At 53.9% G+C, this 24,102-nt stretch carries 26 protein-coding genes; 6 read left to right on the top strand and 20 right to left on the bottom strand.

The features are described 5' to 3' along the window. Positions 1-6: 6 nt before the first annotated feature. Both ACI48J_RS11000 and ACI48J_RS10995 read right to left on the bottom strand, forming a co-directional pair. The gene (locus ACI48J_RS11000; RefSeq protein ID WP_405082760.1) at positions 7-1,524 is read right to left on the bottom strand and encodes an FGGY-family carbohydrate kinase; all 1,518 of its coding nucleotides are present in this window, start codon (positions 1,522-1,524) and stop codon (positions 7-9) included. A 133-nt stretch (positions 1,525-1,657) separates the two neighbouring features. After that, positions 1,658-2,014: a GIY-YIG nuclease family protein gene (locus tag ACI48J_RS10995; RefSeq protein ID WP_405082759.1), complete on the bottom strand. Its 357-nt coding sequence runs from the start codon at positions 2,012-2,014 to the stop codon at positions 1,658-1,660. 238 nt (positions 2,015-2,252) lie between these two features. On the opposite strand from ACI48J_RS10995, the gene ACI48J_RS10990 reads away from it, so the two are divergent. Then, on the top strand, positions 2,253-3,899 hold the full coding sequence (locus ACI48J_RS10990) for a diguanylate cyclase domain-containing protein (protein WP_405082758.1): 1,647 nt from the start codon (positions 2,253-2,255) through the stop codon (positions 3,897-3,899). Positions 3,900-3,958: 59 nt separating this feature from the next. On the opposite strand, the gene ACI48J_RS10985 is transcribed toward ACI48J_RS10990, so the two are convergent. The 3 genes from ACI48J_RS10985 to ACI48J_RS10975 all read right to left on the bottom strand — a co-directional run bounded on the left by ACI48J_RS10985 (position 3,959) and on the right by ACI48J_RS10975 (position 7,216). Next, a complete protein-coding gene (locus ACI48J_RS10985; protein WP_326053079.1) occupies positions 3,959-4,537 on the bottom strand; it encodes a M15 family metallopeptidase in 579 nt (192 codons plus the stop codon). Positions 4,538-4,575: 38 nt separating this feature from the next. After that, complete coding sequence (locus ACI48J_RS10980; RefSeq protein WP_405082757.1) at positions 4,576-6,192, bottom strand: glycosyl hydrolase family 18 protein; 1,617 nt, start codon at positions 6,190-6,192, stop codon at positions 4,576-4,578. A 121-nt stretch (positions 6,193-6,313) separates the two neighbouring features. Then, positions 6,314-7,216 carry a hypothetical protein gene (locus ACI48J_RS10975; RefSeq protein WP_405082756.1) on the bottom strand — a complete coding sequence of 301 codons (903 nt, stop codon included), beginning with the start codon at positions 7,214-7,216 and terminating at the stop codon, positions 6,314-6,316. 200 nt (positions 7,217-7,416) lie between these two features. On the opposite strand from ACI48J_RS10975, the gene ACI48J_RS10970 reads away from it, so the two are divergent. Continuing rightward, a complete protein-coding gene (locus ACI48J_RS10970) occupies positions 7,417-7,632 on the top strand; it encodes a hypothetical protein (RefSeq protein WP_009672844.1) in 216 nt (71 codons plus the stop codon). A 45-nt stretch (positions 7,633-7,677) separates the two neighbouring features. Here ACI48J_RS10970 and ACI48J_RS10965 read toward each other — a convergent pair whose 3' ends face one another. Further along, positions 7,678-8,145: a hypothetical protein gene (locus tag ACI48J_RS10965; protein ID WP_405082755.1), complete on the bottom strand. Its 468-nt coding sequence runs from the start codon at positions 8,143-8,145 to the stop codon at positions 7,678-7,680. Between the two features lie 263 nt (positions 8,146-8,408). Next, positions 8,409-8,630: a hypothetical protein gene (locus tag ACI48J_RS10960; RefSeq protein WP_326053075.1), complete on the bottom strand. Its 222-nt coding sequence runs from the start codon at positions 8,628-8,630 to the stop codon at positions 8,409-8,411. A gap of 137 nt (positions 8,631-8,767) precedes the next feature. Here ACI48J_RS10960 and ACI48J_RS10955 point away from each other — a divergent pair, with 137 nt between their 5' ends. Continuing rightward, entirely contained in the window at positions 8,768-9,508 is a 741-nt protein-coding gene (locus tag ACI48J_RS10955; protein ID WP_405082754.1) for a TIGR02206 family membrane protein, read from the top strand. A 186-nt stretch (positions 9,509-9,694) separates the two neighbouring features. Here the strand turns inward: ACI48J_RS10955 and ACI48J_RS10950 are convergent, their stop codons facing one another. From ACI48J_RS10950 to ACI48J_RS10895, 12 genes are all read right to left on the bottom strand, one after another. Further along, positions 9,695-10,168 carry a hypothetical protein gene (locus tag ACI48J_RS10950; RefSeq protein WP_405082753.1) on the bottom strand — a complete coding sequence of 158 codons (474 nt, stop codon included), beginning with the start codon at positions 10,166-10,168 and terminating at the stop codon, positions 9,695-9,697. Positions 10,169-10,352: 184 nt separating this feature from the next. Then, a complete protein-coding gene (locus ACI48J_RS10945) occupies positions 10,353-10,865 on the bottom strand; it encodes an acyl-CoA thioesterase (protein ID WP_326053071.1) in 513 nt (170 codons plus the stop codon). 255 nt (positions 10,866-11,120) lie between these two features. Next, entirely contained in the window at positions 11,121-11,807 is a 687-nt protein-coding gene (locus tag ACI48J_RS10940) for a response regulator (RefSeq protein WP_405082752.1), read from the bottom strand. Positions 11,808-11,933: 126 nt separating this feature from the next. Further along, positions 11,934-12,614: a Na-translocating system protein MpsC family protein gene (locus ACI48J_RS10935; RefSeq protein ID WP_405082751.1), complete on the bottom strand. Its 681-nt coding sequence runs from the start codon at positions 12,612-12,614 to the stop codon at positions 11,934-11,936. A 222-nt stretch (positions 12,615-12,836) separates the two neighbouring features. Further along, the gene (locus tag ACI48J_RS10930) at positions 12,837-13,718 is read right to left on the bottom strand and encodes a carbohydrate ABC transporter permease (RefSeq protein WP_405082750.1); all 882 of its coding nucleotides are present in this window, start codon (positions 13,716-13,718) and stop codon (positions 12,837-12,839) included. A 7-nt stretch (positions 13,719-13,725) separates the two neighbouring features. After that, positions 13,726-14,574 carry a carbohydrate ABC transporter permease gene (locus ACI48J_RS10925; RefSeq protein ID WP_405082749.1) on the bottom strand — a complete coding sequence of 283 codons (849 nt, stop codon included), beginning with the start codon at positions 14,572-14,574 and terminating at the stop codon, positions 13,726-13,728. A gap of 109 nt (positions 14,575-14,683) precedes the next feature. Next, on the bottom strand, positions 14,684-15,979 hold the full coding sequence (locus tag ACI48J_RS10920; protein WP_405082748.1) for an ABC transporter substrate-binding protein: 1,296 nt from the start codon (positions 15,977-15,979) through the stop codon (positions 14,684-14,686). Positions 15,980-16,207: 228 nt separating this feature from the next. Further along, entirely contained in the window at positions 16,208-16,546 is a 339-nt protein-coding gene (locus ACI48J_RS10915; RefSeq protein ID WP_326053065.1) for a hypothetical protein, read from the bottom strand. A gap of 107 nt (positions 16,547-16,653) precedes the next feature. After that, positions 16,654-16,974, bottom strand: coding sequence for a thioredoxin family protein (locus tag ACI48J_RS10910; RefSeq protein ID WP_405082747.1), 321 nt, complete (start codon positions 16,972-16,974; stop codon positions 16,654-16,656). Continuing rightward, positions 16,971-17,342 carry a MerR family transcriptional regulator gene (locus ACI48J_RS10905; protein ID WP_405082746.1) on the bottom strand — a complete coding sequence of 124 codons (372 nt, stop codon included), beginning with the start codon at positions 17,340-17,342 and terminating at the stop codon, positions 16,971-16,973. Before ACI48J_RS10905 ends, ACI48J_RS10910 begins: the two co-directional genes overlap by 4 nt. Before the next feature lie 177 nt (positions 17,343-17,519). Further along, a complete protein-coding gene (locus ACI48J_RS10900; RefSeq protein WP_405082745.1) occupies positions 17,520-17,849 on the bottom strand; it encodes an ArsR/SmtB family transcription factor in 330 nt (109 codons plus the stop codon). 150 nt (positions 17,850-17,999) lie between these two features. Then, positions 18,000-18,260, bottom strand: a complete 261-nt coding sequence (locus tag ACI48J_RS10895; protein WP_405082744.1) for a YqkE family protein — start codon at positions 18,258-18,260, stop codon at positions 18,000-18,002. Positions 18,261-18,672: 412 nt separating this feature from the next. Here ACI48J_RS10895 and ACI48J_RS10890 point away from each other — a divergent pair, with 412 nt between their 5' ends. From ACI48J_RS10890 to ACI48J_RS10880, 3 genes are read left to right on the top strand one after another with little or no spacing between them, the layout of a single operon-like run. Beyond that, positions 18,673-20,175, top strand: coding sequence for a spore germination protein (locus tag ACI48J_RS10890; RefSeq protein WP_405082743.1), 1,503 nt, complete (start codon positions 18,673-18,675; stop codon positions 20,173-20,175). Positions 20,176-20,184: 9 nt separating this feature from the next. Beyond that, on the top strand, positions 20,185-21,300 hold the full coding sequence (locus ACI48J_RS10885) for a GerAB/ArcD/ProY family transporter (protein WP_405082742.1): 1,116 nt from the start codon (positions 20,185-20,187) through the stop codon (positions 21,298-21,300). Beyond that, positions 21,297-22,430 carry a Ger(x)C family spore germination protein gene (locus ACI48J_RS10880; RefSeq protein ID WP_405082741.1) on the top strand — a complete coding sequence of 378 codons (1,134 nt, stop codon included), beginning with the start codon at positions 21,297-21,299 and terminating at the stop codon, positions 22,428-22,430. The genes ACI48J_RS10885 and ACI48J_RS10880 overlap by 4 nt, the downstream gene beginning before the upstream one ends. Positions 22,431-22,693: 263 nt before the next feature. Here the strand turns inward: ACI48J_RS10880 and ACI48J_RS10875 are convergent, their stop codons facing one another. Continuing rightward, positions 22,694-24,061, bottom strand: a complete 1,368-nt coding sequence (locus ACI48J_RS10875; RefSeq protein ID WP_405082740.1) for a cell wall-binding repeat-containing protein — start codon at positions 24,059-24,061, stop codon at positions 22,694-22,696. Between the last annotated feature and the right edge of the window lie 41 nt (positions 24,062-24,102).

Here is a 24,102-nt window from a genome sequence, read left to right as displayed (position 1 = left end):
ATCTTGTTAAGCTTCCGTTGCCGCCTGCCGGAAAACCGGAGCAAGCGCCGGATACAATTCCAGATAGCGTGCATATTTGGACTCGTAATGCGCCTTTTTCTCCGCATCCGGACTAAACGTTTCGCATTTTCGTCTAATTTTAAACCGCTCGCATAACCGGTCATAGCCGCTTTCCCAGCCCAAACCGGGAAATCCGAGCGCCGCCGCACCCAGGCACGGCAAAAACTGCGATTCCGAGGGCACGGATACTTCCGTTCCGAACACATCGGCCAGGATCCGGCACCACTGGCGGCTTCTCGCTCCTCCCCCGATTAAGGTCAGAGATGCAGCCCCTTCGGGCGTCCCGCGCAGCTCCATGACCTGCTTCATCGCGAAGGCGACGCCTTCCAGCACGGCGGCCGCCATATCGGCTTTCGTCGTGGAAGGACGCAGGCCGATGAAGCATCCTGACGCCCCCTCATCCTGAACGGGGCATCTCTCCCCGTTCAGATAGGGCAGGAACAGGAGCTTGTTCCTGCCCCGGTCGGATGCTTCCACGAGGCGTTCGGCCGCCTCGTATATCCCGCGCCCGTCCGTCCCGGCCGCTTCCGGTCCGAACACTTCGGCGGCCCATTGATGGGCATTGCCTGCGTTCGTCAGCGGAGCCACATTGATGTAGCGGCCGGGCTCCGCGTAAGCGAGGTTGAACAGCCCCGCCGCCGGGTCAGACACCCCGCCGGATACTCCGGCTATCCATCCGGTCGTTCCGATGTAGGCGTACACCTCGCCGGGCTCGTAGACACCGGCTCCGAGCGTAGCGGCTCCCGCGTCGCCGATGCCGCACAGAACGGGCGTGCCCTCGGCCAAGCCCGTAAGCCGGCTGCCTTCCGCGTGCACCCGTCCGGCCGTCTCCCCGGAAGGGAGAATGTCCGGCAGTTTGCCGGCGGGAAGCCCCATCCGCGCGAGCCAGTCCTCCCTCCACTCCCGCCGCCTGATATCCATGCACCCTGTGGTCGCCGCGGAGGTCGGGTCCGTAACGAAGGCCCCGGTCAGGCGCGCGATGACGTAATCCTTCGAAGAAATCAGATAGCGGCTAGTACGTGCGCATTTGTCCGCTTCATGCGTTTTCAGCCAGAGCAGCTTAGGGAACGTCAGCGTTCCGTCCATCCGGTTGGCCGCGCTTCGGAGAATTTCTTCTTCCCCGATTTCATCGCGAATCATCCGGGCTTCCGCTCCCGCGCGGCTGTCCGAGTACAGGATGGCCGGACGGACAGCGTACCCCTGCTCGTTCACCGGAATACAATCCTGCATTTGCCCGCTGAACGCGACCAGAACGATTTGCCCGGCGCCGATTCCGTCCCGGGACCACTCGTTTACAATCGCGCCTACCGCTTTAAACCACTGCTCGGGCTCCTGCTCGATGAAGGGCGGCTCCTGGCGGCAGGTCAGGGAAACGTTCCGCTCGTGAAACAATTCCCCGTCCCTGTTGACGAGAATTCCTTTTACGTGGGTCGTGCCGATATCAAAGGAGGCTATGTAAGTCATGATTCTGGTTCCCCCGGCTTCTGAAAGCTTTACACCCATTATACCCATATCGGGACTCCGCCTACAAAGAAAAAAGAGGCGTGCCGCCCGTCCGGACGGTATCCCCTCTTAACTTCGGCTTTTGGGCCGCTTATTACGCTCTAGGCGGCTTGTTGTACCCTTTATCGCCGTATGGCTGAAGACGGTCCAGCCACTTCCGCTCCATCTTTTTCAACGCGTCCTTCAAGTCGAAATAGCCGGATTTTTTCTTCTCGACGATTTCCAGAACTTCGAAGACAAACTTCTCTTCCCCCAGCTCCGTCCAATCTTTCTGAAGCTCCTTGTTCAGATGGGAACCTATGTTGAGTTCAAATGTCCGCCCGTTTATATTTTTGAAATTGGGGGAACTCTCCACAAAAATCTTGTCGTTCGTGGTATTGCGGATTTGATATACCCCTGCTTCCGTCTCCATCTCTTTAAACTGCCGAATCAGCTCTGCCCTTCTGTCCATCGCTCTCTCCTCTTTCGTTATACTAAACAATATATAGTTTTGTTTGCATTATATTAGATATTGTAAAACATCGTTTGACCATAAGTCAATGATCAATTCTTCCGATTTTGCATATCCCCTTATCCCGGTCCGCCTCCTCTAAACAAGCCGTCCGAAGATGTCGATATAAAGTAGGTTGTTCCCGATTACTATGTTTAGGGTCAGGGAACCGGATTTACACGAACAAGGAGACCGTTGAATGTCGCTCAGTTTACGCACCACGTTTGCCCTCGTATCCGCCTTGGTCATCTGTCTTCTGACAGTGGTGCTGAGTACGGTGATCGGCAAAAAAACGACCCTTCAGGTCGAAGAATCCATCGGCGTCTCGCTTTCCCAGGTCGCTTATCAAATGGCGGACAAGCTGGACCATTTTATGTGGTCGCGCGCCGGTGAAATCGACGTCCTGAGCGAACTGCTTTCTGACCGGGAAGCCTCTGGCGACGCCAAAGAGCTTCGCAATTTGCTCGAACAATTGAAAAAAAGCTTTCCCTCCTACACCTGGGTCGCTTTTATCGATCCCGAAGGAAAAGTGACCGCTTCGACGGACGGTATTTTGACGGGAACCAACATCGCCTCCCGTCCCGTTTTTACCGAAGGGAAGAAAGGGCGGTTTATCGGGGACGTCCACGAAGCCGTCCTGCTCGCCAAATTTCTGCCCAATCCGTCGGGCGAACCGCTTCAATTCGTCGACATCAGCACCCCGGTCTACAGCAAGCAGGGTCAGCTTACGGGTGTACTCGCCGCCCATCTCAGCTGGGAGTGGTCCCGGGAAGTCGAAGCCACGCTTCTGCAGCCGCTTAAAGACAAAATGAAACAGCTCGAAGTACTCGTTGTGAGTAAAAAAGAAAATACGGTCCTTCTCGGGCCGAAAGAATCCCTGTATCGTCCGCTGGACACGGACGGCATCCGTCAGGCTCAGGCAGGCGGCAACGGCTGGCTGACGGAAACTTATCCGGGCGGGCACACCTATTTGAGCGGCTACGCGTACGGAAAGGGCTACCTGGACTATCCCGGGCTGGGCTGGTCCGTGATCGTCAGGGAGCCCGCAGACGTCGCGTTTACGTCCGTCCGCGAACTGAAAACGTACATAACCGCAGCCGGTATCATCCTGGCCCTCGTATTTGCGGTGCTTGCCGCATTTCTCGCCGGCTGGGTCGTCCGTCCGCTGCAAAAAATTACCCGGTCCGCGGACCGGCTCCGGAAAGGCGAGCCGGCCGCATTCCCCGCTTTCACGTTTATACGGGAGATCCGCATCTTATCGGATTCCCTGCGCAACCTCGTCGACAACTTGACGAAAACCGAGAATGCTCTGGACCAGATGTCCGATCTCGCTCTTCACGACAAGCTGACGGGCTTGCCGAACCGGATCGCCTTGGACGCTTATCTGGAGCAGGCGATGCGGCAGGCGAAAGAGAACGGGACGACACTTACCTTTCTTTATCTGGATCTGGACGGGTTCAAAAAAGTAAACGATTCGCTGGGACATCTATTCGGAGACAAGCTTCTTCAGCAGACCGCTCTCCGGCTCACACAAGGAATGAATACGGACAGCATCATTACACGGGTGGGCGGAGACGAGTTTGTCATCGTCCTTCCGACAGGCGCTTCCGCTCCCGATCCCGCTGCCATCCGACTGGCGGGGAGCATTCTGGAGAGAATGAACGAGCCGTTTCTCGTGGACGATCAAGCGTTAAGAATCGGCTGCAGTATAGGCGCGGCGGTATGGCCGCTTCATCATGAGGATCCGATCGAAACGATGCGCCTAGCCGATCAGGCTCTGTATATGTCCAAGCGCAGCGGGAAAAACCGCATGACGTTCAGCCCCGATTCCGGGGAAAACGCATAACTGCATACCAAAAGGCGGTTTTCCGGGGTGTCGTCCCCGTAAAACCGCCTTTTTATCCGTTAAGGACCCGAACGGGCCGTCTTCGTGCCGCGCTGAAGCTCGGCGATGCTTAAACCGTAGCTGAACTGCAGATGGGGATAGTCGGGGAAATTGGTCCAATCCCCGCCCCATTCGAAACCGAGCTCCTTGGCAATCGCGACGACCTGCGTCCAGTCTTTGCGGCCGTCGCCGTTCAAGTCGGCGTTCATGTCCCAAATGATTTTGCCGGATTTTGTTTTCAGGGCAAAGTCGATTGCCAGGCCGTAGTTGTGATAAGACTCGCCCGCCTTGGCGTGGGTCACAATTTTTCCTTCGCTTGTCCGCCCCTGGCTGTACAGCTTGTCCTGTTCTTCCATGCTGCGGAAATCGTCCGTAATGACGACTTGAATGCCGATAGCCGCCGTTTTGGCCAGCAGCTCGTCCATTTTCCGGGCGACTCCCGGGTCCAACCCGCTCAACAACCGTGCGCTGTCCAATCCGAGTTTCTCTAGATTTTTTTCGTCCGTTTTGGTCATCACGAGCTGAAACAGCATGATCGCGGACAATACGGCGGCCAGAACGGCGAATGCGGCTCTAAACAGCCGCTTTTTTGCGGACATTCCGGACTTCTGTCTATATTTCAAAGCTCCGTCATTTCTCACTTCACTGCGTCGATCCGCTGCCAATCGCTATCCGTAAACTGGCCCATATACCATAGGGAAACACCTTTTAAGCCGTAATAGCGCGCCAGCCAGATTTTGCGGTCCAAACTGTCGGAATCCTCGTAAAACAATTCGTGCGCGCCTCCATCCGTGTACCGGATATGCCCGAGCAGATAAGGAACGGATAAGGTCGACTGCACTCCGGGTTTCTTCAGACGCTCTTCCACGGCCGAACTAGCCGGCGAAGCGTAGGTCGTCGTTCCGCTCTGATCGATAAATTGGTCTGTCTTCTTGCTGACGCCGAGAACCAGTTTCTCCGCCGGGACGCCCGCTTTAATCGTATCCCTCACGGCTTCGGCCACTAGCGGAAGAGGTGCGGACGGGAGCCGGTCCGGCTTGTACAGAAAACCGTACGCCATGAGAATGACCGTGTCCGCCGTCTTACCTATGGACGGAAGATCGTAACCTTCGAAATAGTAGGTCGGAGGCACCGCTACGGTGAGCGTTTTGCCTTTCGCCGCTTCCTTGACTTCGCTCAGGAAGGCGGCAAACTCCGCTTTCTTATCCGCTCCGTACAAATCCTCAAAGTCGATGCAAACTCCGGTGAAGCCGTACTTCGGATCCGAAAGAGTTTCCGCAATCGTTGCCGTAAACGCCTTACGTGCTGCGGCATCCCCAAGAAACTCTTCGACGCGGTGCGATTTGTTGGCAAAAATCATTAAATCTTTGGAAACGTGACTGGAGCTTGCGGCAGCCGTCACTTCTTCCCAGCCGTCCGGCCGGTTGAACTTGAACGGGTCGCCTGCCGTACCGAGCTTCGCGGAGCCGGCACCTTCGTAATTCAGGTGCCACCAGCCAAGGGCAACGCGGTCCAGAAGAGGCATTTTGCCGAGGCTGTTGTACGACTGCACGGCATAAAACCCCGTCACCTCCAGCGGCTTGTTCCCGGCTTCCTTATGCAGCAGCCGGTTGATGACCGCGGCCGCTTCCTGGCGGCTGAGCTGCTTGTCTGGCTCAAGGCCGTTCTCGCTGCCTTCCAGCATTCCGCGGTTCACCGCGTAATAGACGTAAGGCTTCAGCGCCTCGTCGACTCCCGCCGCGTCCGCGAACGCCCGGCTGCTCTGTTCGCGCTTCCAGCCGCTCTCCAGCCAGCTTGCGCGCTCCTCCTCGCTCAGCTTGTCCAGCAGCAGGCTTCCCATCGCGTAGGCCACCTCTTCCCTGCGGATCGGCGCTGCCGGATGGAAGGCTCCGCCGTCCACCATCGCTTTGATCCAGCCGCGCTGAAGAGCGGCGCCGATCATCGGATAAGACCAGCGCTCCCGGCCGACGTCCGTAAGAGTAACGGGATGATCCGCATCATACCCGGTTTTCGCGGCCGTGACGAGCAGCTTGATAAACTCTTCGCGGGACATGGCCGCAAGCGGATGAAACCCGCCGTCCTGATAGCCGTCCAGCGCCTGCACGGCCGCCAGCGTATAAATATGTTCGGCGGACCAGGCGCTCTCCGGCACGTCCCCGAACGGTTTCAATCTCGATTCATAGGCGTTCGCCGTGGCCGAACCTGTCAGCATACAGCCTAAGACGGCTGCCGCCATCCATTTTTTATTCTTCATTATGTGCCCTCCCCCATGTTTCTTTGTATTGGACGCAGAAAATGACGAAAAGTTACGGTCTCTGTTTCCGGACGGCACATAAAAAGCCATCCTCCCGGATGGCCGTCCCTAAAACCTTTCCTTAAAACACTTCGCTCGTAAGGCGCTGCTTCAAAATAGACGCGAGCTCCTCTGCCGTCTCCCAGACGAAAGGCCGGATTTTCTCGGAAGGAGAGGCGGTCGCCTCATCCCCGGCCCGTCTGGACGTCCAGATGACAGGGATATTGCGCCCGATCGCGTATCCGCCCGCCAGAAACACTTCCGGCCCTTGGGCGCCCAAGTCCGCGATGAGGAGCTTGCTGTCCGCGATCATTCGGAGGCTATAGTCCGCTTCCTTTTCCCTGGCGTTTTTCTCCGACGTGCGCGGCTCGTAGCCGCACTGCTCGATGACGGGCAGCACTTTCTCCGTCCACTCGAGCCGGGTTTCCACGTCTTCGGGAAGCAGGACAAAGCACGGCTTAAGCCGCTTGCCGCCCAGGCTTTCTTCGGCCGTTTTCCAGCCTTTCGCCGTCAGTTTGAAGCTGGAGCCCATACGTTCGAGAAGCCGTTCTTCTTTTAACTTCTCGATGATATAGATCAGCTCCTGCAAATTGGGCGAATACGTCAAGTTGTAGCTCTTCGGGAGCTGCTGCAGCACGACGGCTTCGTCCGGACCTTCGCTGTGCCTGTGAAAAAATTGCAGAAGCCGGATGCCTTTGTCTTCTATCGTAACCGGGACACGGGGCGAGTTCCGGATTCCTTCCAGATCTTCGATGGTAAGGCGAACCGTCTCCCCGCAGTCCGTAAGCTCCCGGATGTAGGCGGATATGACGGGAAACATGAGATGTTTGGTCTGATAAGACAAAACACTGTAAGGGTCGTAGCTGTCCCGGTGAAGTCCGTAGGAGCCATCCGGCGAGCAGTAGCATCCCGTATATAAATCGTACCCGTCCTCACGGCCGATCGGCACGATTTGATCGCAGAATAAACACCGTTTTTTTTCCATCCTTCCAATCCCCCTTCTCCTTTACCTTTCGTACCGCGTTGAAGATATGGGGGTGGCGGGCGGCAACTTCCAGCAATCTACCAGCGCCCGGCGATACGCTTTTACCGGTAAAGACCTGACTCCTTCCGGCATGTATGGTAACATAGAGCGGGTAAAGATTTATAACCAAGAACGCGCTTAAAGAGCAAGGAGAGCTGCCCATGTCCCAGAACCGACGTTTAACGACCGACCAGGATTTTAAAGAAGCAATGGACCGCCAATCGCCGGTCCGCGTGTTTAAAAACGATCATATTATCGATACGGGGGCCGTCATTACCCGCTTCGACGATTCCATGGTTGTGGTGCAGACCCGGGTCAGCGAACTGACTTATCACGACCGTCTCGGCTGCGAGTTTTTCGAAATGAGAAAAAGATAACGACATAAAACAAGACTGTCTCCCGGGGGGAGACAGTCTTTATCGTTAACCAACCGCAACCAGCATGGCGGGTTCTTGGACGGCCGGTTTCCAGGACGCTTTCTCATCCAGCACACATGCGAATGCCGGACCGCAGTTTGTCGGAATAACCCATACCGTGTGATCGTGTATGACCGAGCGCGGCAGGTGATAACCGGACAAACCTGCTTGAATCACGGACGCGTAATCTTCCGGGCTGCCTGCTCTCAGCTTCAGCCTGATCGTGCCGTACACTTTGAAACGGCCTCCTTCGCGGATATCCTCTACTCGCGTCCACTCGACCGCATCTACGGATTCCATCCGGAATTCGGCTTTCTCCCCCTGCTCGTTGACCATCTGAACGGGGCTCAGATCGATGCTTTCCCTGTTTAAGAGGAAAGCGGCCGTTTCGGCAGCCTGCGATTTATTGGCTGCGGACACTACTAAAGACAGTGAAGCCTGGAACAAAATCACGGGTTCTTCTCTTCTCTCCATAAACAATTAATCTTCTCCTTCTGTGCATGCAATTAGCGTTTGCCTGTCATGGGCGACCTATTCTTTGAAAACACTCTACAAGATACCTATGACGGAGCCCGCTTGAATATGTGCGAATACGCGCATAAATGTGATTATAGATCTTGTCGGCCGAGATGTTTGTCAAACCCTCGGCGATTATTTTCCAATTTTTTGTTGGAAAATGGAAAAAGGCAAGTCGGAAAATTTCAGTGTCCGGAGCTGCCCGCCCCATCTCTCTCAATCTATCGGTTTTGATCCGGAAACTCCGGATTTCTCTGCGGGCCGGTCTCCGGTGGAACCGTCGGCTTGATTTCCGGCGGAGCTGCCGGCGGTGTTTCGGGTACCGCTCGCGGAGCCACTTCCGGCACATCGTTCGGTTTGATTTCCGGCGGTGTCTTGGGTGTTATCTCAGGAGTCTCATTGGAAAAATCGGCCTTGCGGGCTTCTTCATTATTACTCATCATCTAATGAACACCTCCTCTCTCCTTACTTAACCAATCCCGGGTAGTTTGAAAGAGTGATTGAACAAAAAAACCTTCGGCACACAGGTAAATATGTTAATATAATGAAAAAATGAGTTTTTTTTGAGGAGGCTTAAGAAATGGAGCGCTTTTTCGGCGCAAACGAAGCGGAGGGATTTACCGCTTTTTCGGGAGCGCACTGGGCGGCTTTAACCGTTTTTGCGGCCCTCGTTCTTGCGCTCTATGGTTCGAGGAATTGGTTCGCTCAGGGGAACCGGGCTCTGCGGGGACGAATCGCCATCGCCGTCATTCTGGTGTTGTGCGAAGCGGGTCTGAACGTGTGGTACGCGGCGGAGGGAATCTACGACGTCCGGTACACCCTTCCGCTCGAGCTTTGCAGCATATCCCTTTATCTCAGTGTATTTATGCTCCTTTTCAAAAGCAGGCACCTGTTTCAGGTCGTTTATTTCACCGGAATCGGCGGGGCGCTTATGGCGCTTGCTACGCCGGTACTCTGGTACGATTTCCCGCATTTCCGTTTTTTTGAATTTTTTGCCGCTCATATCGCTATTATTCTCGGGGTTCTTTATCTGATCTGGGTAGAGGGCTTCCGCCCGACCTTCAAATCCGTGTTCCTGGCCATGGGTTACCTCAATGTGCTGCTGGTCGGAGTCGGGACCGTTAACCTCCTGACCGGGGGCAACTATATGTTCCTGGCACGCAAGCCCGAAACGGCTTCCCTGATCGACTATCTCGGCCCGTATCCGTGGTACCTTCTGTCTCTGGAAGCCGCGGGTTTCGTCATTTTCCTGCTCATGTATGTTCCGTTCTCTCTTAGCTCCGCCCGGCCTAAAGAACCCCCGCTCCCCCACGTCCGGTAGTTGTCCGGCCGCCGGCTTTCCACTGCCGCTTTCGTATCCGCATAACAAAAAACCCGCAGGTTCCGTTCCGGATGGAACGGGTCTGCGGGTTCGAAAACCGGAAGCTTCCGGTTTTTTTATTTGTAGGAAATCAACAAAGCTTAGCGTGCCTCCGCGCTCTTTTAAACGTGCATTAGGCGGGTTTCATTAAGCTCCGATCGGCTGGAGTTCAAGCTCCAGTTCGTCAATCGCTTCGTGATAAGCCTGCAGCGACTCCCGGACGATCTCTTCGAGCATGGGACCGCTCGTTACCGGCAGCAGCGCGCGGGCGTAAGCCCAGGCGTTTTCTTCGATGCGCAGCGCAATCCGACTGCGCTCAAGCTCGCTGTCCGACGCATCCATCAGGGACGCCAGTCGGTCCAGATCCGCGTCCTCGGCATGACCGATTTCGTGGGCAAGGACGATGTCGACATACGCTTCCAGCAGGTCGTGCGATCCGTACAGCTGCAAGCACTGCGCTTTGATTTCTTCTATATATAAGGTGATGAGATGACGGCCCATATTGTACTTTCCGCCGGCCATCCGTCCTCCGGGAAAATGCGACTCCAGCGTGACTTGAACCTGACTGTTCGATTCGTGCAAAAGCCGTGCGACACGCTCTTCAATCAACCGATTTTTCAACCGATCCTTCAATCCCTTCCTCGATAATCTTCGTTGTCTTACCCGCTATTATATCGAATCCCGGAAAGGAAATAAACTATTTATTTACCCGATGCCAGTCCGGCTGAAACAAAAGAAAGACTCCGGTTAAATTTCCGCCGAAGTCTTTTTTGCCGGAACTCCCAGCCTGCCCTGGGCTTATTCCTTATTCCCAAGGATATTTGGTCAAAAGAAAGTCTGCAAATGTTTTGCTTGCTTCTCTTCTGACCTTACGGATTTCCGCGCGGTGTTCGGCGGTCTCGTAAAGTTTGTTCTCTTCTTCCGTCTCGGGAATGACTCTCGGAACCGGAACCGCCTTGTTGTTATCGTCCAGGCCGACAAAGGTCAGGAAAGCGGTCGCCGCGATTTTTCTTACGCCGGTCACCAGGTCTTCCGTGATAACTTTGACGAACACCTCCATGGACGTTCTACCTGTCCAGGTGACGAAAGATTCCAGCGAAACCGAATCGGACGGACGGATCGGATATAAGAAATCGACAGAGTCCGTCGATGCCGTAACAGCCGTCACCCGGCAGAGCTTGGACGCCGAGATGGAAGCAATATCGTCGATATAAGACATCAGCTTACCGCCGAACATCGTGTTGTGGTTATTAACATCGGGAGGGAATACCCGTGCTACTTTCATACATCTTGTTTCTTTGACAAATTTACTTTCCATTATGCAGACGCTTCTTTCGTAGTTAGAATTTGGTAAAGGGTTCTATTCCGCGGGGATAATCCTGAATTTTGACGGACTCTTAGTGTAACAATTTACGTTACGTTTTGTCAAAGCACCTTTTCAGTTTTTCCGCCAATCTCCCGTTTCATCCTGTCATCTCCTGTAAATGAAGCAAATAAAGTAAATAAAGCGGCCCATGGGCACCTACGCACAAAAAAGAAGCTGATTTTCGCCAACCGAAAACCAGCTTCTTTTTTATTTTTTCAACCCGTTGATGTACCCGATCCATTTCGTCAGCACATCCTCGATTTCCACGATCCGGAAAGGCTTGCTGACATAATCCTGCATCCCGCTCGCCAGGCACTTCACCCGGTCTTCTTTGCGGGCGTAAGCCGTCACGGCCACGATTACGGGACTGTTGTCATCAGAAGCCTCCTCGCGGATTCTTCTTGCCGCCTCAAGGCCGTCCATGTTGGGCATCGCGATATCCATAAAAATAAGATCGTATGCTTTACGCGCAGAAGCTTCGACCGCCTCGGCCCCGTCCTCCGCGATGTCGGGTTCAAACCCGCGTTTTCTCAGAATGGTCTGCAGGAGCTTCCGGTTCATCGGATTGTCCTCCACGATTAGGATGGACAAGTCCTCCCCATCCCGGGAATCTCTCTTCGAAGGGGCCGAAGGCAGCAGAGACAAGGCCGGAAAAGCCGGTCCCGGTGAATCCGAGAAACGGAATAACAGGTAGGCGCCGGTCAGATCCAGCTCCTTCGAAACGGCTATTTTTTCGGTCAGCCTGATTTTACGTTCCAACGTATACGAATAGGCTTTCGTTGCGGGCTTTTCGGGCAGCGGTCCCGGAGAACTCGCGTCAGACCCACTGGACGGCCTGCCGCCCTCTGCCAGATCATACGGCATATGCTTTCTCATTCCATGTAAGTGTATCAAGAGTTCCGGATTCCTCCTTTTGACGATTTGATTCCATAAAAAGCAAGAGCCAAGAAACGCGCCTCTGCGCGATCTTGGCTCATGACCAGCGTATGTAAGATATCTGGGCATTCAGTCCGTATGATTTTATTTAAATGTATAGACGAGAACGCTTCTGTCTCTTTCGAAATCCCAATCCAGATATAAACCGGTTACGGTTCTGCCGATCGCTTGTTCCATATCGACATCATGCAGTAAGAGCTTCTTTTCGAGGGAAATTTTGGCGACCCTAAGGGCATTCTCGTACCCCGTTTTAATCAGCTCTTTTTCCAGCATGATGAGCAAGCCTTCCCTGACGATAATGAGCGTTCTCGGATTCGTCCAGAACGAATAAATATGATCGGGAATTTTTTGTACGTGCGCCGTTACATCGCTCACCTGCTGATGAACTTTCTCGTATCCGGCGTATTTCTCCTGTATAACCGCATCGAGGGATTTATTCGTCAGGCCGATCATGATGCCCGAGTGGTTTTCCAAATCCCAGTCATAATAGATTTCCTCGATCGCAATACCTACGGTCTGAGTAATGAATTCCTTCAAGTCCGGCAGCAGCACATCCATGACCATTTGGCGGGTTTCGCGGACGGCTTCGCCTTTCTGCTTATCCAGCAGAATCATTTCCACTGCACTCACGAAATTCCGGAAATGTAGAGTAATGCCGTATTCATTATACGAGATAAAAATGGACTCAGGTCCTTTGCCAAAACGTTCCCTGAGCATCTTTCCCGTCTGGCTTGATAATTGGCTCAGTGCAGTCTTCTTCTCCAAAAGTAACCTTCCTTTAAACCGTTGGCGTCTACGTCCAAGGATCCTAAATTTGTCTGCCCAAAAATCAATGGCGTTCATGTCCAGTGATCCAATAGAAATTATAATACAATTTGCGCGTTTTATAAAGGAATTCTTATCCTGCCCGTTTCCGGACTTATTATGAAAAAAAGGGAAAAGCCGCCCGGCCTGAGTGTCGGCTCCACATTCCGTCCATTAAAGCGCTTACCCTTTTACCGCGCCCGATTGGACGCCTTTTATAAAATAGCTCTGGAAGCTGATAAATACGGCCAGAATGGGCAGCAGGGCAATGACCGAGCCCGCCGCGATCAGCCTGGTATTCGTGACGAACGTGCCTTTGAGCTTGTAAAGACCGAGCGTGAGCGGATAAAGGCGGTCGTCCTCAATGACGAGATACGGCCACAAAAAATTGTTCCACGAGGCGATAAAGCTTAGAATGGCAAGCGTGGCCAACATCGGCCTGACCATCGGCATCATGATCAGCAGGAAGATCCGGATCACACCCGCACCGTCGATCACGGCCGATTCCTCGATTTCTTTGGGGATGCCGAGAAACCCCTGTCTCATCAGAAAAATGCCGAAGGCCGAGACGGCGGCGGGCAGGATGACGCCTGTATACGAACCGAGAAGATGCAGCTTGTTCAGAATCAGATAGACGGGAATCATGGTCACCTCGCCCGGAATCATCATCGTCGCGATAATGATCAGGAAGACGGCTCCCTTCCCTCTGAAAGTCATCCTTGCCAAAGGAAAAGCCGCCATGGAGCAAAATACGGCCGGAAGCAGCACTCCGAAGAAAGCGAGTACGGTGCTGTTCCATACGTACAAAGGCAGCGGCAGGAAATTCCACACCGTCGCGTAGTTTTCCAGCGTAAACAGCTCGGGTATAAAGCGGGGCGGCATCGAGTAGATGGTCTCATTCTGCCCTTTTAAAGAAGTGGACAGTGTCCACAAGAAAGGAAGAATCATGACGACCGCAATCAGAGTCAGGCACACGTAAGAAATAAGACGCCGGAATCCCGGACGTCTCTTCCGCCTTATCCGCCGGTCCGGGCCGGACGGCACTGCTGCCGGTTCTAACCGCATCGCTCCCTCACTCTCCTTCCATCGAACGCTTGTTTACGAGCGTTAACAGCAGAATGACGATAAACAGCACAAACGAGATGGCGCTGGCGTAGCCCATATTGAGCTGCTTGAAAGCTTCGTCGAATACCCTGTACACAACGGTCGTCGAAGCCCCGATCGGGCCTCCCTCGGTCATGGTCAGCATGAGCGTAAACTCTTTGAAGGCGCCCATGGTGGAGACGACCGAAACGAAGAAAATAACCGGCTTCAGCATCGGAAACGTGATGCGGACATGCTTGCTCCAGAACCCGGCGCCGTCCAGCTCCGCCGCTTCGTACAAATCTTCCGGCACGGCCTGCAGTCCGGCCAAATAAAACAGCATGTAATAGCCGAGACCCTGCCAGACGGTGACGATCGCGAGACTCGGCATCACGAAATATTTACTCGTCAGCCACTTCACCGGCTCCGCTCCGAACAGGCTCAGCATATAATTGAAAATGCCTTCGCTCTGAAACATCCAGCCCCACAAGAAGGCCGTGACGACAACCGATACAAGCGCGGGAAAATAGTAAATCAGGCGGAAAACTTTCACCCCGGTCAAGCCCTGATTAACCAGGATGGCAAGAAAAACGGGAAGAATAACCAGCGCGGGCGTAACGAGAATCCAATAATAGAACGTATTGAACATCGCCCGCCAAAATTCCGCATCCTGCATCAAGGTCTGGTAGTTGGCCAGTCCCACCCATTCCATCGGTTCGAATACGTTATAGGACGTAAAGCTGAGATAAAGAGCCGCCGCGGAAGGAAAAATGCTGAACAGGAGCAGCAGAATCCCGGCCGGCGCCAGGAAAGCCCAGGCGTGAATCGTCTTGTACATCTTGAAGAGACCTCCTAGTCCGCCAGCCGGGCTGACCCGTGTATAACCCGGTGGCGGGATCTTGTCTTCTTCCGTAAAAAACCGTGATGTCCGGTGGCGGGATGTTCACCTATTTAAGCAGCTTGTTGACGGCCGCTTCCGCGTCCTGCAGCGCTTGGGCCGGATCTTTGTCCTCCAGCAGCACTTTCTGGAACTCGTCGTTGATGGCTTTGTTGATTTTCGAAATATTCTCGACCGGCGGGAACATGTTTTCCGAAATTTCCAGCTGTTTGGCCGCGTAATACAAGCCTTTCTCGGCGGGATCCGCTGAATCTTTCCCCTTCGTGAAGAACGGATCTTCCGCCGCTTTCTTAACGGAGGGCAGAATGGCGACGATTTGGGCGAACTTCAACTGGTTCTCGCCGTTGGTCAGGAACTTGGCGAAATCCGCCGCTTCTTTTTTATGTTTGCTTTTGGCGGAAACGGCGATGTTCATGATAGCCACGTTAACCTTGCCGCTGGAGCCGATCAGAGCGCCGGACGAATCCGATTTGGCGTACACTTGAGGCGACAAATCCTTCACCTGCCGGAACAGCTGCGGGCCCGTTCCCCAGAACGCGATTTTCTCCTGGGCGTACCACTCCTGCGGCTTTGCCTGGTTCAGCAAAATTTCATCGGGGATAAGCCCCGCTTTATAGCGCTCCTTGAATTTCTTGAAAATTTCAAGCGTCTTTTCGTTGTTAAAAGCCGCTTTCTTGTAATCGTCGCTGACGAGCTTGATCCCGTTCTGAGGCAGGTATAAGTGGATGTCTTTCAGGGTGTTCCCGTAGGCGCCCGTTTTTTCTTTGATCGCCTTGGACATTTCCCACGATTCTTCTTCCGTTTTCGGCGGAGCGTCGAAGCCCGCTTTTTTAAGAAGTTCCTTGTTGTAAAGCTGGACGCTGTTCGACAAATACCAGGGCAGAGCGTACGAGACTCCCTGAAACTCGCCGGCCGACCATACACCTTCGAAGTACTCCTTTTTCACGTCCGCGGCGAGTTCATCCATATTGGCGACCGCGCCGAGAGCGGCCAGCTTTTTCAAATAATCCGTGTTCAGGTTCAGCACATCGGCCAAGGAGCCGGATGCTGCGGATGTAAGCGTTTTCTGTTCTATGGCCTCAAAAGGAATGTCCTGCCACTTCACCGTAACGCCGGGGTTTTTGCTTTCAAAATCTTGGATGACACCATTCAAGTAACCGTCGAATGTCGGGCTTAAGGAGATCGTCCAGAACGTAATTTCCTTCTTATCTCCCTTACTTGACTGCTCTGCGGAAGCGCCAGGCGATGCGGACGTACCCGGATCTCTTCCGGATTTCGAGCAGGCTGCCGTGAACAGCAGCAGAACGGCGACAACCAATGGAAGCCATCTTATAGATCTTTTCAACAAAAACCCTCCCCGGAATATAATTGGATAATATCCTAAAAGAAATCGTTTACAAATTGATCGGAAATATTCCCTGCCCTTTTGAAATGCTTAAAAATGTTCTTCTTTTAATAGACGCGGCGCGGCGCCTTTTTATACATCTTTATTCGGTCCATAAGGCCACGGGCAAAAAAAAGCAGCCCCCGAAAAGGGACTGCGATCGTCCGCATGCACTTGGCATGCGGCTGCTTACCGGAGAGTCAGCGAATAAATGGCGCGTTCCGTTTTCAGCACAACGCTGTCTTCGCTTAAATCCGCCACGGAGAGGCCTTCGAGCGGGATAACAAAGGTTTCTTGAGGAAGAGCTTCTTCGCTGCCGTTATTAAGGACCGTTCCTTCCCCGTAAAGAAGCAAAGCGCTGCCGTTCGTATAGTCGTCCGGAGCATCGGGCTGATACTCCCGGTATTCAAACTGGCTCAATTGAAGATCGACCCGGTCGATGTCTTCCTGTTCTTCTTTGGCGATCCGGATTGCCTTGTTCGTGTTGGAATGTAACCAGTCCGTGACGGGCTGGAGCTCGTTAGCCATGGGTAACCCTCCTTCTCGTAATGAGGCTCTCTCTTCTTTTACCCCGATTCTGTATAAGTTGAACGAAATCTTTCGTTTTCATTCTCCGGACCGGCGAAGCAGGGGCCTCAGCCGATATAACGGGATAAAACCGATTGGTAGACGGATTTGGGCCGCAGGCCGACAAGCTTCTCCACCGGCTCGCCCCGGTGCAGGACAAGCACGGTAGGCATCGACATGACGCCGAAAGCCGAAGCCGCTTCCGGCGAGTCGTCGCAATCGACTTTCAGCATATTCACTTTGCCGGCATACTCGTTACTCAGTTCTTCCAGAATAGGAAGAAGCGTTTTGCAAGGCGGGCACCACACAGCGGTAAAATCGATAACGGTCACGCCTCCGTCGGAAATATGGTCCATGTACGTTGCATCGTTGACGGTTGTCAGGCTCATTGAAATTTCTCCTCCTTGGTTTCATTGTTTAAAATATAATGGATTCTTTCTTCCAGATTCGATTTGATGCTCTGCAGCACCCCGATCTGCTCTTCGATTTCCGAAAGCTTTTGCTTATAAACCGGAAGCACTTCGGAACAGAAGGCTTCATTGTTCATCAGCACGCAGTGAAGAAATCCGGAAATTTGCTCGGTATTGAGGCCGAGCCCGAGGTACAGCTGGATCGTCCGCACCTGTTCTACGGCGAATGAAGCATATTCCCGGTATCCGTTGTCCCCGCGGACCGGCGAAAGCAGCCCCTGTTCCTCATAATAGCGGAGGGAGCGGATACTGACTCCGGTACGGGCGGAAAGTTCTCCGATTTTCATTCCGGCAAACTCCTTTCTGCCTTTATTCGTTCCTGAGGCTATTATAAACCCTCACATGGATGTCAGTGTCAACAGTAAAAAAAGCCCGGAATTTATTCCGGGCCGTGCCATTACGGGATGAAGCGTAGCGGATCGTTCCCCCGCCGTTACTTGGGAAGGCAGGACTTTTGACGGGGCTCAGCAGCAGCGTCCGTTTCCGTCCGTTTTCTCTTCTATTTCAGCGATTTTGTGTCTCATCGAAGGAACTTGACGGAGCAGCTCCAGAGTCCGGTCCTTCTGATCAGCCGCCAGCGAATAGTAGATCCACTGTCCCTTTCTCGTCTCGCTCACCAGTCCCGCATCCTTCATCTTCCGAAGGTGCTGGGAAATGCTCGGCTGGGACATTCCCGTCACGTCCACCAGATCGCAGACGCAGAGCTCCCGTTCCCGCAGAAGGGCAAGAATCGTCAGCCGGGTTTTGTCTCCCATGAGCTTAAACGTATCGGCCAAGCTTTGGAGTTGTTCCATCTTTTAAGCTCCTTCCGCATTTGTATATGCTTACATAATTATATGATGAAATCCGCTTGACGGGCAACTGCGCTCCTTCCCGAATGAGCGGGAGCGATCGGCCCGTAAAATCCAAAACAGCCTGCCGGAGCAGACTGCCTGTGTGCTTGCTTATTTGTATTTGCGCCAATCCATCTCGCTGTTGGCCAGCAAATGTTCGAAATTGTTGTCCAGCCGTTTCTGCTCGGCCTTGCGGGCCTCCGCCGCTTTCCGCTGCTCTTCCTCGCGGCGCTTCGCTTCGTCCGCCTTCATCTGATCGGATTGAGCCTTCAACTTCTCGATAACCTGCGGGTTAAGCAGGTCCTTAAGCGTTGCGGGCTTATCCGAATCGGCGGCACGCGGCCCAGGGGCGGGTCTGTTCTTTTTCCCCATCACTCATCACCTCGGTTCCCACATTATAGCAGGTTCGCAGGCTGTATTCCAGCCTTTCCGGTCCTGCTTACGGACACAATAAGGCCCGGCGTCAAGCATGGGCCCCTGCGGGTTGTCGGCGGGGCCGCATGCGTAATAAGGCCGCACCGAACCAGTCCGATCACCACTCCACACGTTGCCCGCGGCTCCCCCCGCAGCAGCTTTTTGCCGGTTTCGGCTCCATGAATTTCCCCTCCGTCGTCGAAGTCTAGTCTTCCGCTTTTAACCATATATCACATGCCGGAGGGTTATCGTCCCGCAACAACGATTTCCGCCTGCCTATTTTCCTTTCTTCCCGGGAAATGTAAGTAAAGAGAGCCGATTCCGGTCATACTAAGCGGACCAAGCCCGCAAGGGAGGACGTGTCGGCCTAATGCCTGATTTTACCATCCGCAGCTATGATGATTTCAAAGCGTACTGTTCCCAGGGTACGAATCAGATCCAAAGCAAAATCATCGGGATACCCGGAGAGTCTTACGAGCTGTTTTATCTCGACCAGCTGATTAACAAAGATATTCTGCACCGCGACATTCTTCATCCGCTGCTGGAGCTCGGCGGGGGTCTCGGTCCGGATGAGCTTCTTTCGTACCTGCCCGTGGGCGGGGGCAAAAAAATCGAAGAATGGGGCGAAATCCCTTTCCTGCTGCTCGCAGGCTGGATTTACGTTCATCCGTCGTTTTATGAAAGCGGGGTTATCCTTCAGGCCGACCAGATTCCCGGAAGGAATCTGACTGCGGCCGAGAACGAAAGCCAGATTTTCGGGCCACAGGTCAGCTTCGCGGAATCGCTCGATCAGAATATGGCCCTGATCCGCAGCATACTGAACGATCCGCTGCTCAAAACCGAATCGTTCATTATCGGAAGTCAGACCAAAACCCGAACGATCATGTGCTACATGGAAGGACTCAACAATAACGCGTATGCCGCAATGGTCCGCAAACGCCTGTCCAATCTCAAGACGGACGGCATTCTGGACAGCGGTATGATCTCCAAGCTGCTCGAAGACAATCCCGACAGCATTTTTCCCATGTATTTCTTGACGGAAAGACCCGACCGGACCGTCGGTTCGCTGCTCGAAGGCAAAGTGATCGTACTCGTCGGAGGCAGCTCCCGTGTCATGATCGGTCCTTCCACGTTCATCGACTTTTTCAAAGCCGAAGAAGACCGCTACGTACACTGGCAGATGTCCGCTTTCGTGTTCATATTGAGGATGCTGGCCGTCTTCTTCTCCATGCTGCTGACTCCCCTTTATGTGGCCGCGCTCACGTTTCATTACGAAATGATCCCGTCAGCCCTGCTCGACCCTCTTTCCAGCTCCAGGGCGAAGGTTCCTTTCCCGCCTTTATTCGAGGCCCTGCTGCTTGAATTCATCATTGAGCTTCTGCGGGAAGCGGGCGCGAGACTGCCGACCAAAGTCGGACAGACGATGGGCATCGTGGGCGGTATCGTTATCGGGCAAGCCGCCGTACAGGCCGGCTTCACCAGCAACCTGCTCATCATGATTGTCGCGCTCGGCGCGCTGGCCTCCTTCACCTCCCCGGGATTTATGATGGGATCGGCCATCCGGATTCTCCGCTTCCCCATGATCCTGATCGCCGGATTCTGGGGCGGAGTCGGAATTGTCATCGGCATTGCTTTTTTGCTCATCCATCTTTTTAGGCTCACATCGCTCGGCACACCGTACTTGAAGCCTTTTTATCCGTTTGACATGTCCGAATTTACCGAATTGTTTATCAGACGGCCTTACGGCAAATTTATGGACAATATCGTCAAAAGCTTCTCTTTTCAAGCCCGGAAAAAGAAAGGGGACGCCGCCGAGACTCCGGATAACCGGCAAAATATAGATTTGTTCGAACAATTCCAAGAAGAAAACTAGGTGACTGACATGAACAGCTATCCGGAATCTCCCCACCAATCGCTGCGAGCCCATCTGCTTTTCTTTATCATTACGACTGCGCAGGTAGGTGTGGGAGGGGCCAGCTTCCAACGGAAAATTTACAAGATGGTGGGGCAGGATTCGTGGATTCCCGTTCTGTTCGCCGGACTGCTCTGCCATCTTGTCGTCGTCGCCATGTTCTCATTTCTGAAAAAATATCCGGACAAGGATCTCTACGGCATTCATAAAGATGCCTTCGGCAAATGGCTGGGCGGCGTAATGACCTTTCTTTATGTGACTTACCTGATGCTCATCGCTCTGACGATTCTCCGCAATTATGCGGAAATAGTCCAGACGTGGATTTTCCCCGACCTGTCCCCCTGGTTCCTCGCCCTTATGGTTCTTGCCCTGACCTTGTACGGGGTGCTCGGCGGCATCAAAGTAATAACCGGAATCGGATTAGTAAGCGTTCTGATCGTAACTTCCGAAATTCTGCTGTTCTACTATCCCCTCCAATACGCGGATTGGGGATTTCTGCTTCCCGTTATGAATCACTCTCCCGGGGATTTTCTGAAAGGAACGGAAGAAATGTCCTTCTCGGTTGTCGGTTTTGAACTGCTGATGTTTGTTTTTCCTTTTGTACGAGATAAAAATAAAGCGCAGAAATATACGCATTTCGCTCTTATGTTTACTACGCTCACCTACCTCATTTTTGTGCTTACGGCACTTGTCTATTTCAGCGGAGGACAGCTTATCCACACCATTTGGCCGACTCTGACCCTGCTGAAAATCGTGGAATTTCCCTTTATCGAGCGCGTCGAATACATTACGGTTTCGCTCTATCTCATCGGGATTCTGCCGAACGTGATGCTGTATGTATGGTCGGCCTCCCGCGGGATTCCGAAAATAAGTCCGCTGAAGGAAAAAGCGTCCGTTTACCTCGTCGTCGTCGTTTTGTTTGTAATTTGTACGCTCCTAAGCAGCAGACTTGAAATTAGGCAGATGAATGCGATAGCCGGGCAAGTAAGCATTTACATGGCTTTTGCGTATCCGCTCCTGCTCAGCTTGATCCTGCTCTTCAGAAGACAGGTCTCACCGCCCCGAAACGGGTGTGGCTCCGGGTGAACATTCGGCTGCTTTGCGTACTGGGCCTTGTGACGGTTCTGGCTGCGACTGGATGTGTGGAGAGGCGGGTCTTCGAAAGAATCGGTCTTGTGGTGGCGCTGGGTTACGACAAAGGCTCCGGCAGTCTCCTCAGCGGCACATCCGTCATGTATACCCTGGATAAAGAATCCGGTCACCGGGCTACGATTCTGGCCAACCAGGCTTACACGACCAAAAAGCTGCGGGAGGACCAGAACCGCAAATCCTCCAAAAAGCTGATGCTGGGCCAACTGCGCGTCGTCTTGTACGAGGAAGCGATCGCCCGCGACGGGCTGATCGATCTCGTCGATTCCCTGATCCGCGATCCTTCCATCGGCACAAAAATATATCTGGGCATCAGCACCGAGAAAAGCGCCGATCTTCTCCAGTATCCGTACCGGAGCATCAGTAATATCGGAACGTATTTGTACGACACGATCAAGCAGAATGTGCTGGAAGGACAAATTATTTCACCTACGCTTCACGAATTTCTGCGAGATTATTATTCCGTCGGCAAAGATCCCGTTCTTCCCGTTTTTGTCCGCAAAGGGGAAACGATCGCGTCCGAGAAGGCCGCCCTGTTCCAATCCGACAAACTTGTCGGTATGCTGTCCGACAGCGACGCCGCTTATCTGAAGCTGATCCGCAACCGGTTCAAGACCAGCACCTTCGAACTTAAGCTCGACAAGAATAAGCTGGAGCCTTACTTGAGCGAAAATAACGCGGACCGGCGGGAGCACATTCATACGGTAGTCCGGATCGTCGATACCAAGCAGGGAATCCGCCTGACGGACCGCGAAAAACCCGCTTACGAGCTGAACATGAAGCTGAAATTCGTTCTGGAGGAGATTTCCGCCGGAATCAATTTAACCGAATCCGAAGTAACGCGCACGATAGAGAAGCTTGTAACCGACGAATTCACGAAGAAAATGGAAAGCGTGCTCGCGAAAATGACGGAATTAAAAACAGACCCCGTCGGCTTCGGGGAGATCTACCGCCAGTCGCTACGTGGAGGCAAGCTGACTAAAAGCGGTTGGCATGACAAAATGTCCTCCATGTCCGTCGATGTCCATTTGAACATGGAGCTGCTCCGCACGGGTGTTGTGGAGTAGTACAGCCGCCGGAAGCGCAAGAACGGCCGGAAGAAAGGCCAACCCGTAAAAACGGGCTGGCCTCGATTTGATGCAATCAAGTTCTGCTGCAACTGCAGGTTCCGCGTTGAAATGTACGCGCACGTAGTGTCCGTCACGGAACTTGTCGATCTCCTACGCAAGGCGACGTTTACCCGTCAGGTCGTTCTTGTCGTTTCGCTGTTAAAACAAAGAGAACGCCGCCGGCGTTCTCTTTCTCGTTTGATGCGGGCGGACGACTTCCGTTAATGGCCCGCATGAGACATGCCCGGCATGTCGGTCTTCCCGGAACCGGAACCGGAGCCCGCTCCGGCTGCGCCGCCGGCGCCGGAATTTTTACCCGCATCGCCGCCGACTGTCCCTGATTGGTCACCGGCGGCCGGCATACCGGACATGCCGCCGTGGCCGCCGTGGCCTGCGCCTGACTTGGAGACGATTTCGAGCATCGAGTCGATCTCGCCCTGGCCCGCAGCCGAAATCGAACGCTCGTCTCCCGTAAGCCACGCGTGGTTGAACGGGCCTTCCACGGGAGACTTGTCGTACTTCGGCTGCACGGACATCAGGTACGCCATGACGGAATCCGGCAGCTTGTCCTTCTCCGTCCAGATGAGAGGAGCGTGCTTGCCGAGATGCGAGAACGGGGCGGCAGCCAGGGCCAGATCCGGATTCTCCTTGCCGATCAGCGAGAAGTTATGGCCCGGTGTCGTGATTCCCCAGCCGAATCCCGTTGTCGGGTCCTTGTACTTGGCGAACGCGATGCTGTTCTCGACGGGGTTTTGTCCCGCTATCCGCACGACTTTGCCGTATTCGCCGAGCTGTTTCTCGACAGCTCCGGAAATGACGGAGTCCGGGCCGAGCAGGTAGATGTTCGCCTTGCCGTCCCGCGTTTTTAAAGCGTCAATCGTCTCTTGGGGAACCTTATCCTTGCTCACGTAGAGCAGAGGCTCCGGCATATGGGAGATCCAATTGACGGCCGGCATCGTGTATTCCTTGTTCTCGCTGGAACCTACGATAACGGAAGGCGGGTTCTCTTTCGCTACCTTCGCGTAATAAGCATCGATCGCTTTTGCCGCCGCGGCGGGATTGTCCGCCGGGATCTTGTCCGTTTTCAGGCCCAATTCCTTGGCCTGTTTTTCCACTTTAGGGTCTAAATTCCCGACGAGAATGGCCTGCACGCCCCGGTTGGATTCGACTCCGGCCGGTTTCAGACGTTTCAGTTCCCGCACGGTTACATCCGGAATACCGTCCTTGTTAACGAAAAGAACCGGTCCGTTATTCGGATGATGAATCAGATCGGCACTCGCGAGGGCGGTCTGCCACTCCTCGGGATTGACGAGCACGACGCCTCCCGGGCGGTTGTCGTCGCTGGTGGCCATCCACAGCGAACGCGAGGTGAGCACCGCCGCCTCGTAAGGATCGCTCGAATTGATGCGCGTCGTGTTCTTGGACGCGATCCAGGGTGCCTTCGAATCGGCTTCCCCGCCGCCCGCCGCCGTAACAGGCTGAGTCGCCGCCGCTCCGCCGGCTGTATTTTGGGACGGATCGTTCCAGCAGCCCGTAAGAGCCAGCGATGCGGTCAAGGTTATCATCCCGACACCTATCCATTTTTTCATTTGACGGATGCCTCCTTCACAAAAATTCTCATGGGTTCTAT

The organism is Paenibacillus chitinolyticus, from assembly GCF_045038035.1.
Classification (GTDB): Bacteria; Bacillota; Bacilli; order Paenibacillales; family NBRC-103111; genus Paenibacillus_F; species Paenibacillus_F chitinolyticus_A.
The sequence above is the reverse complement of the archived record's forward strand: the minus strand, read 5'-3'. Positions and strand labels throughout refer to the sequence as shown.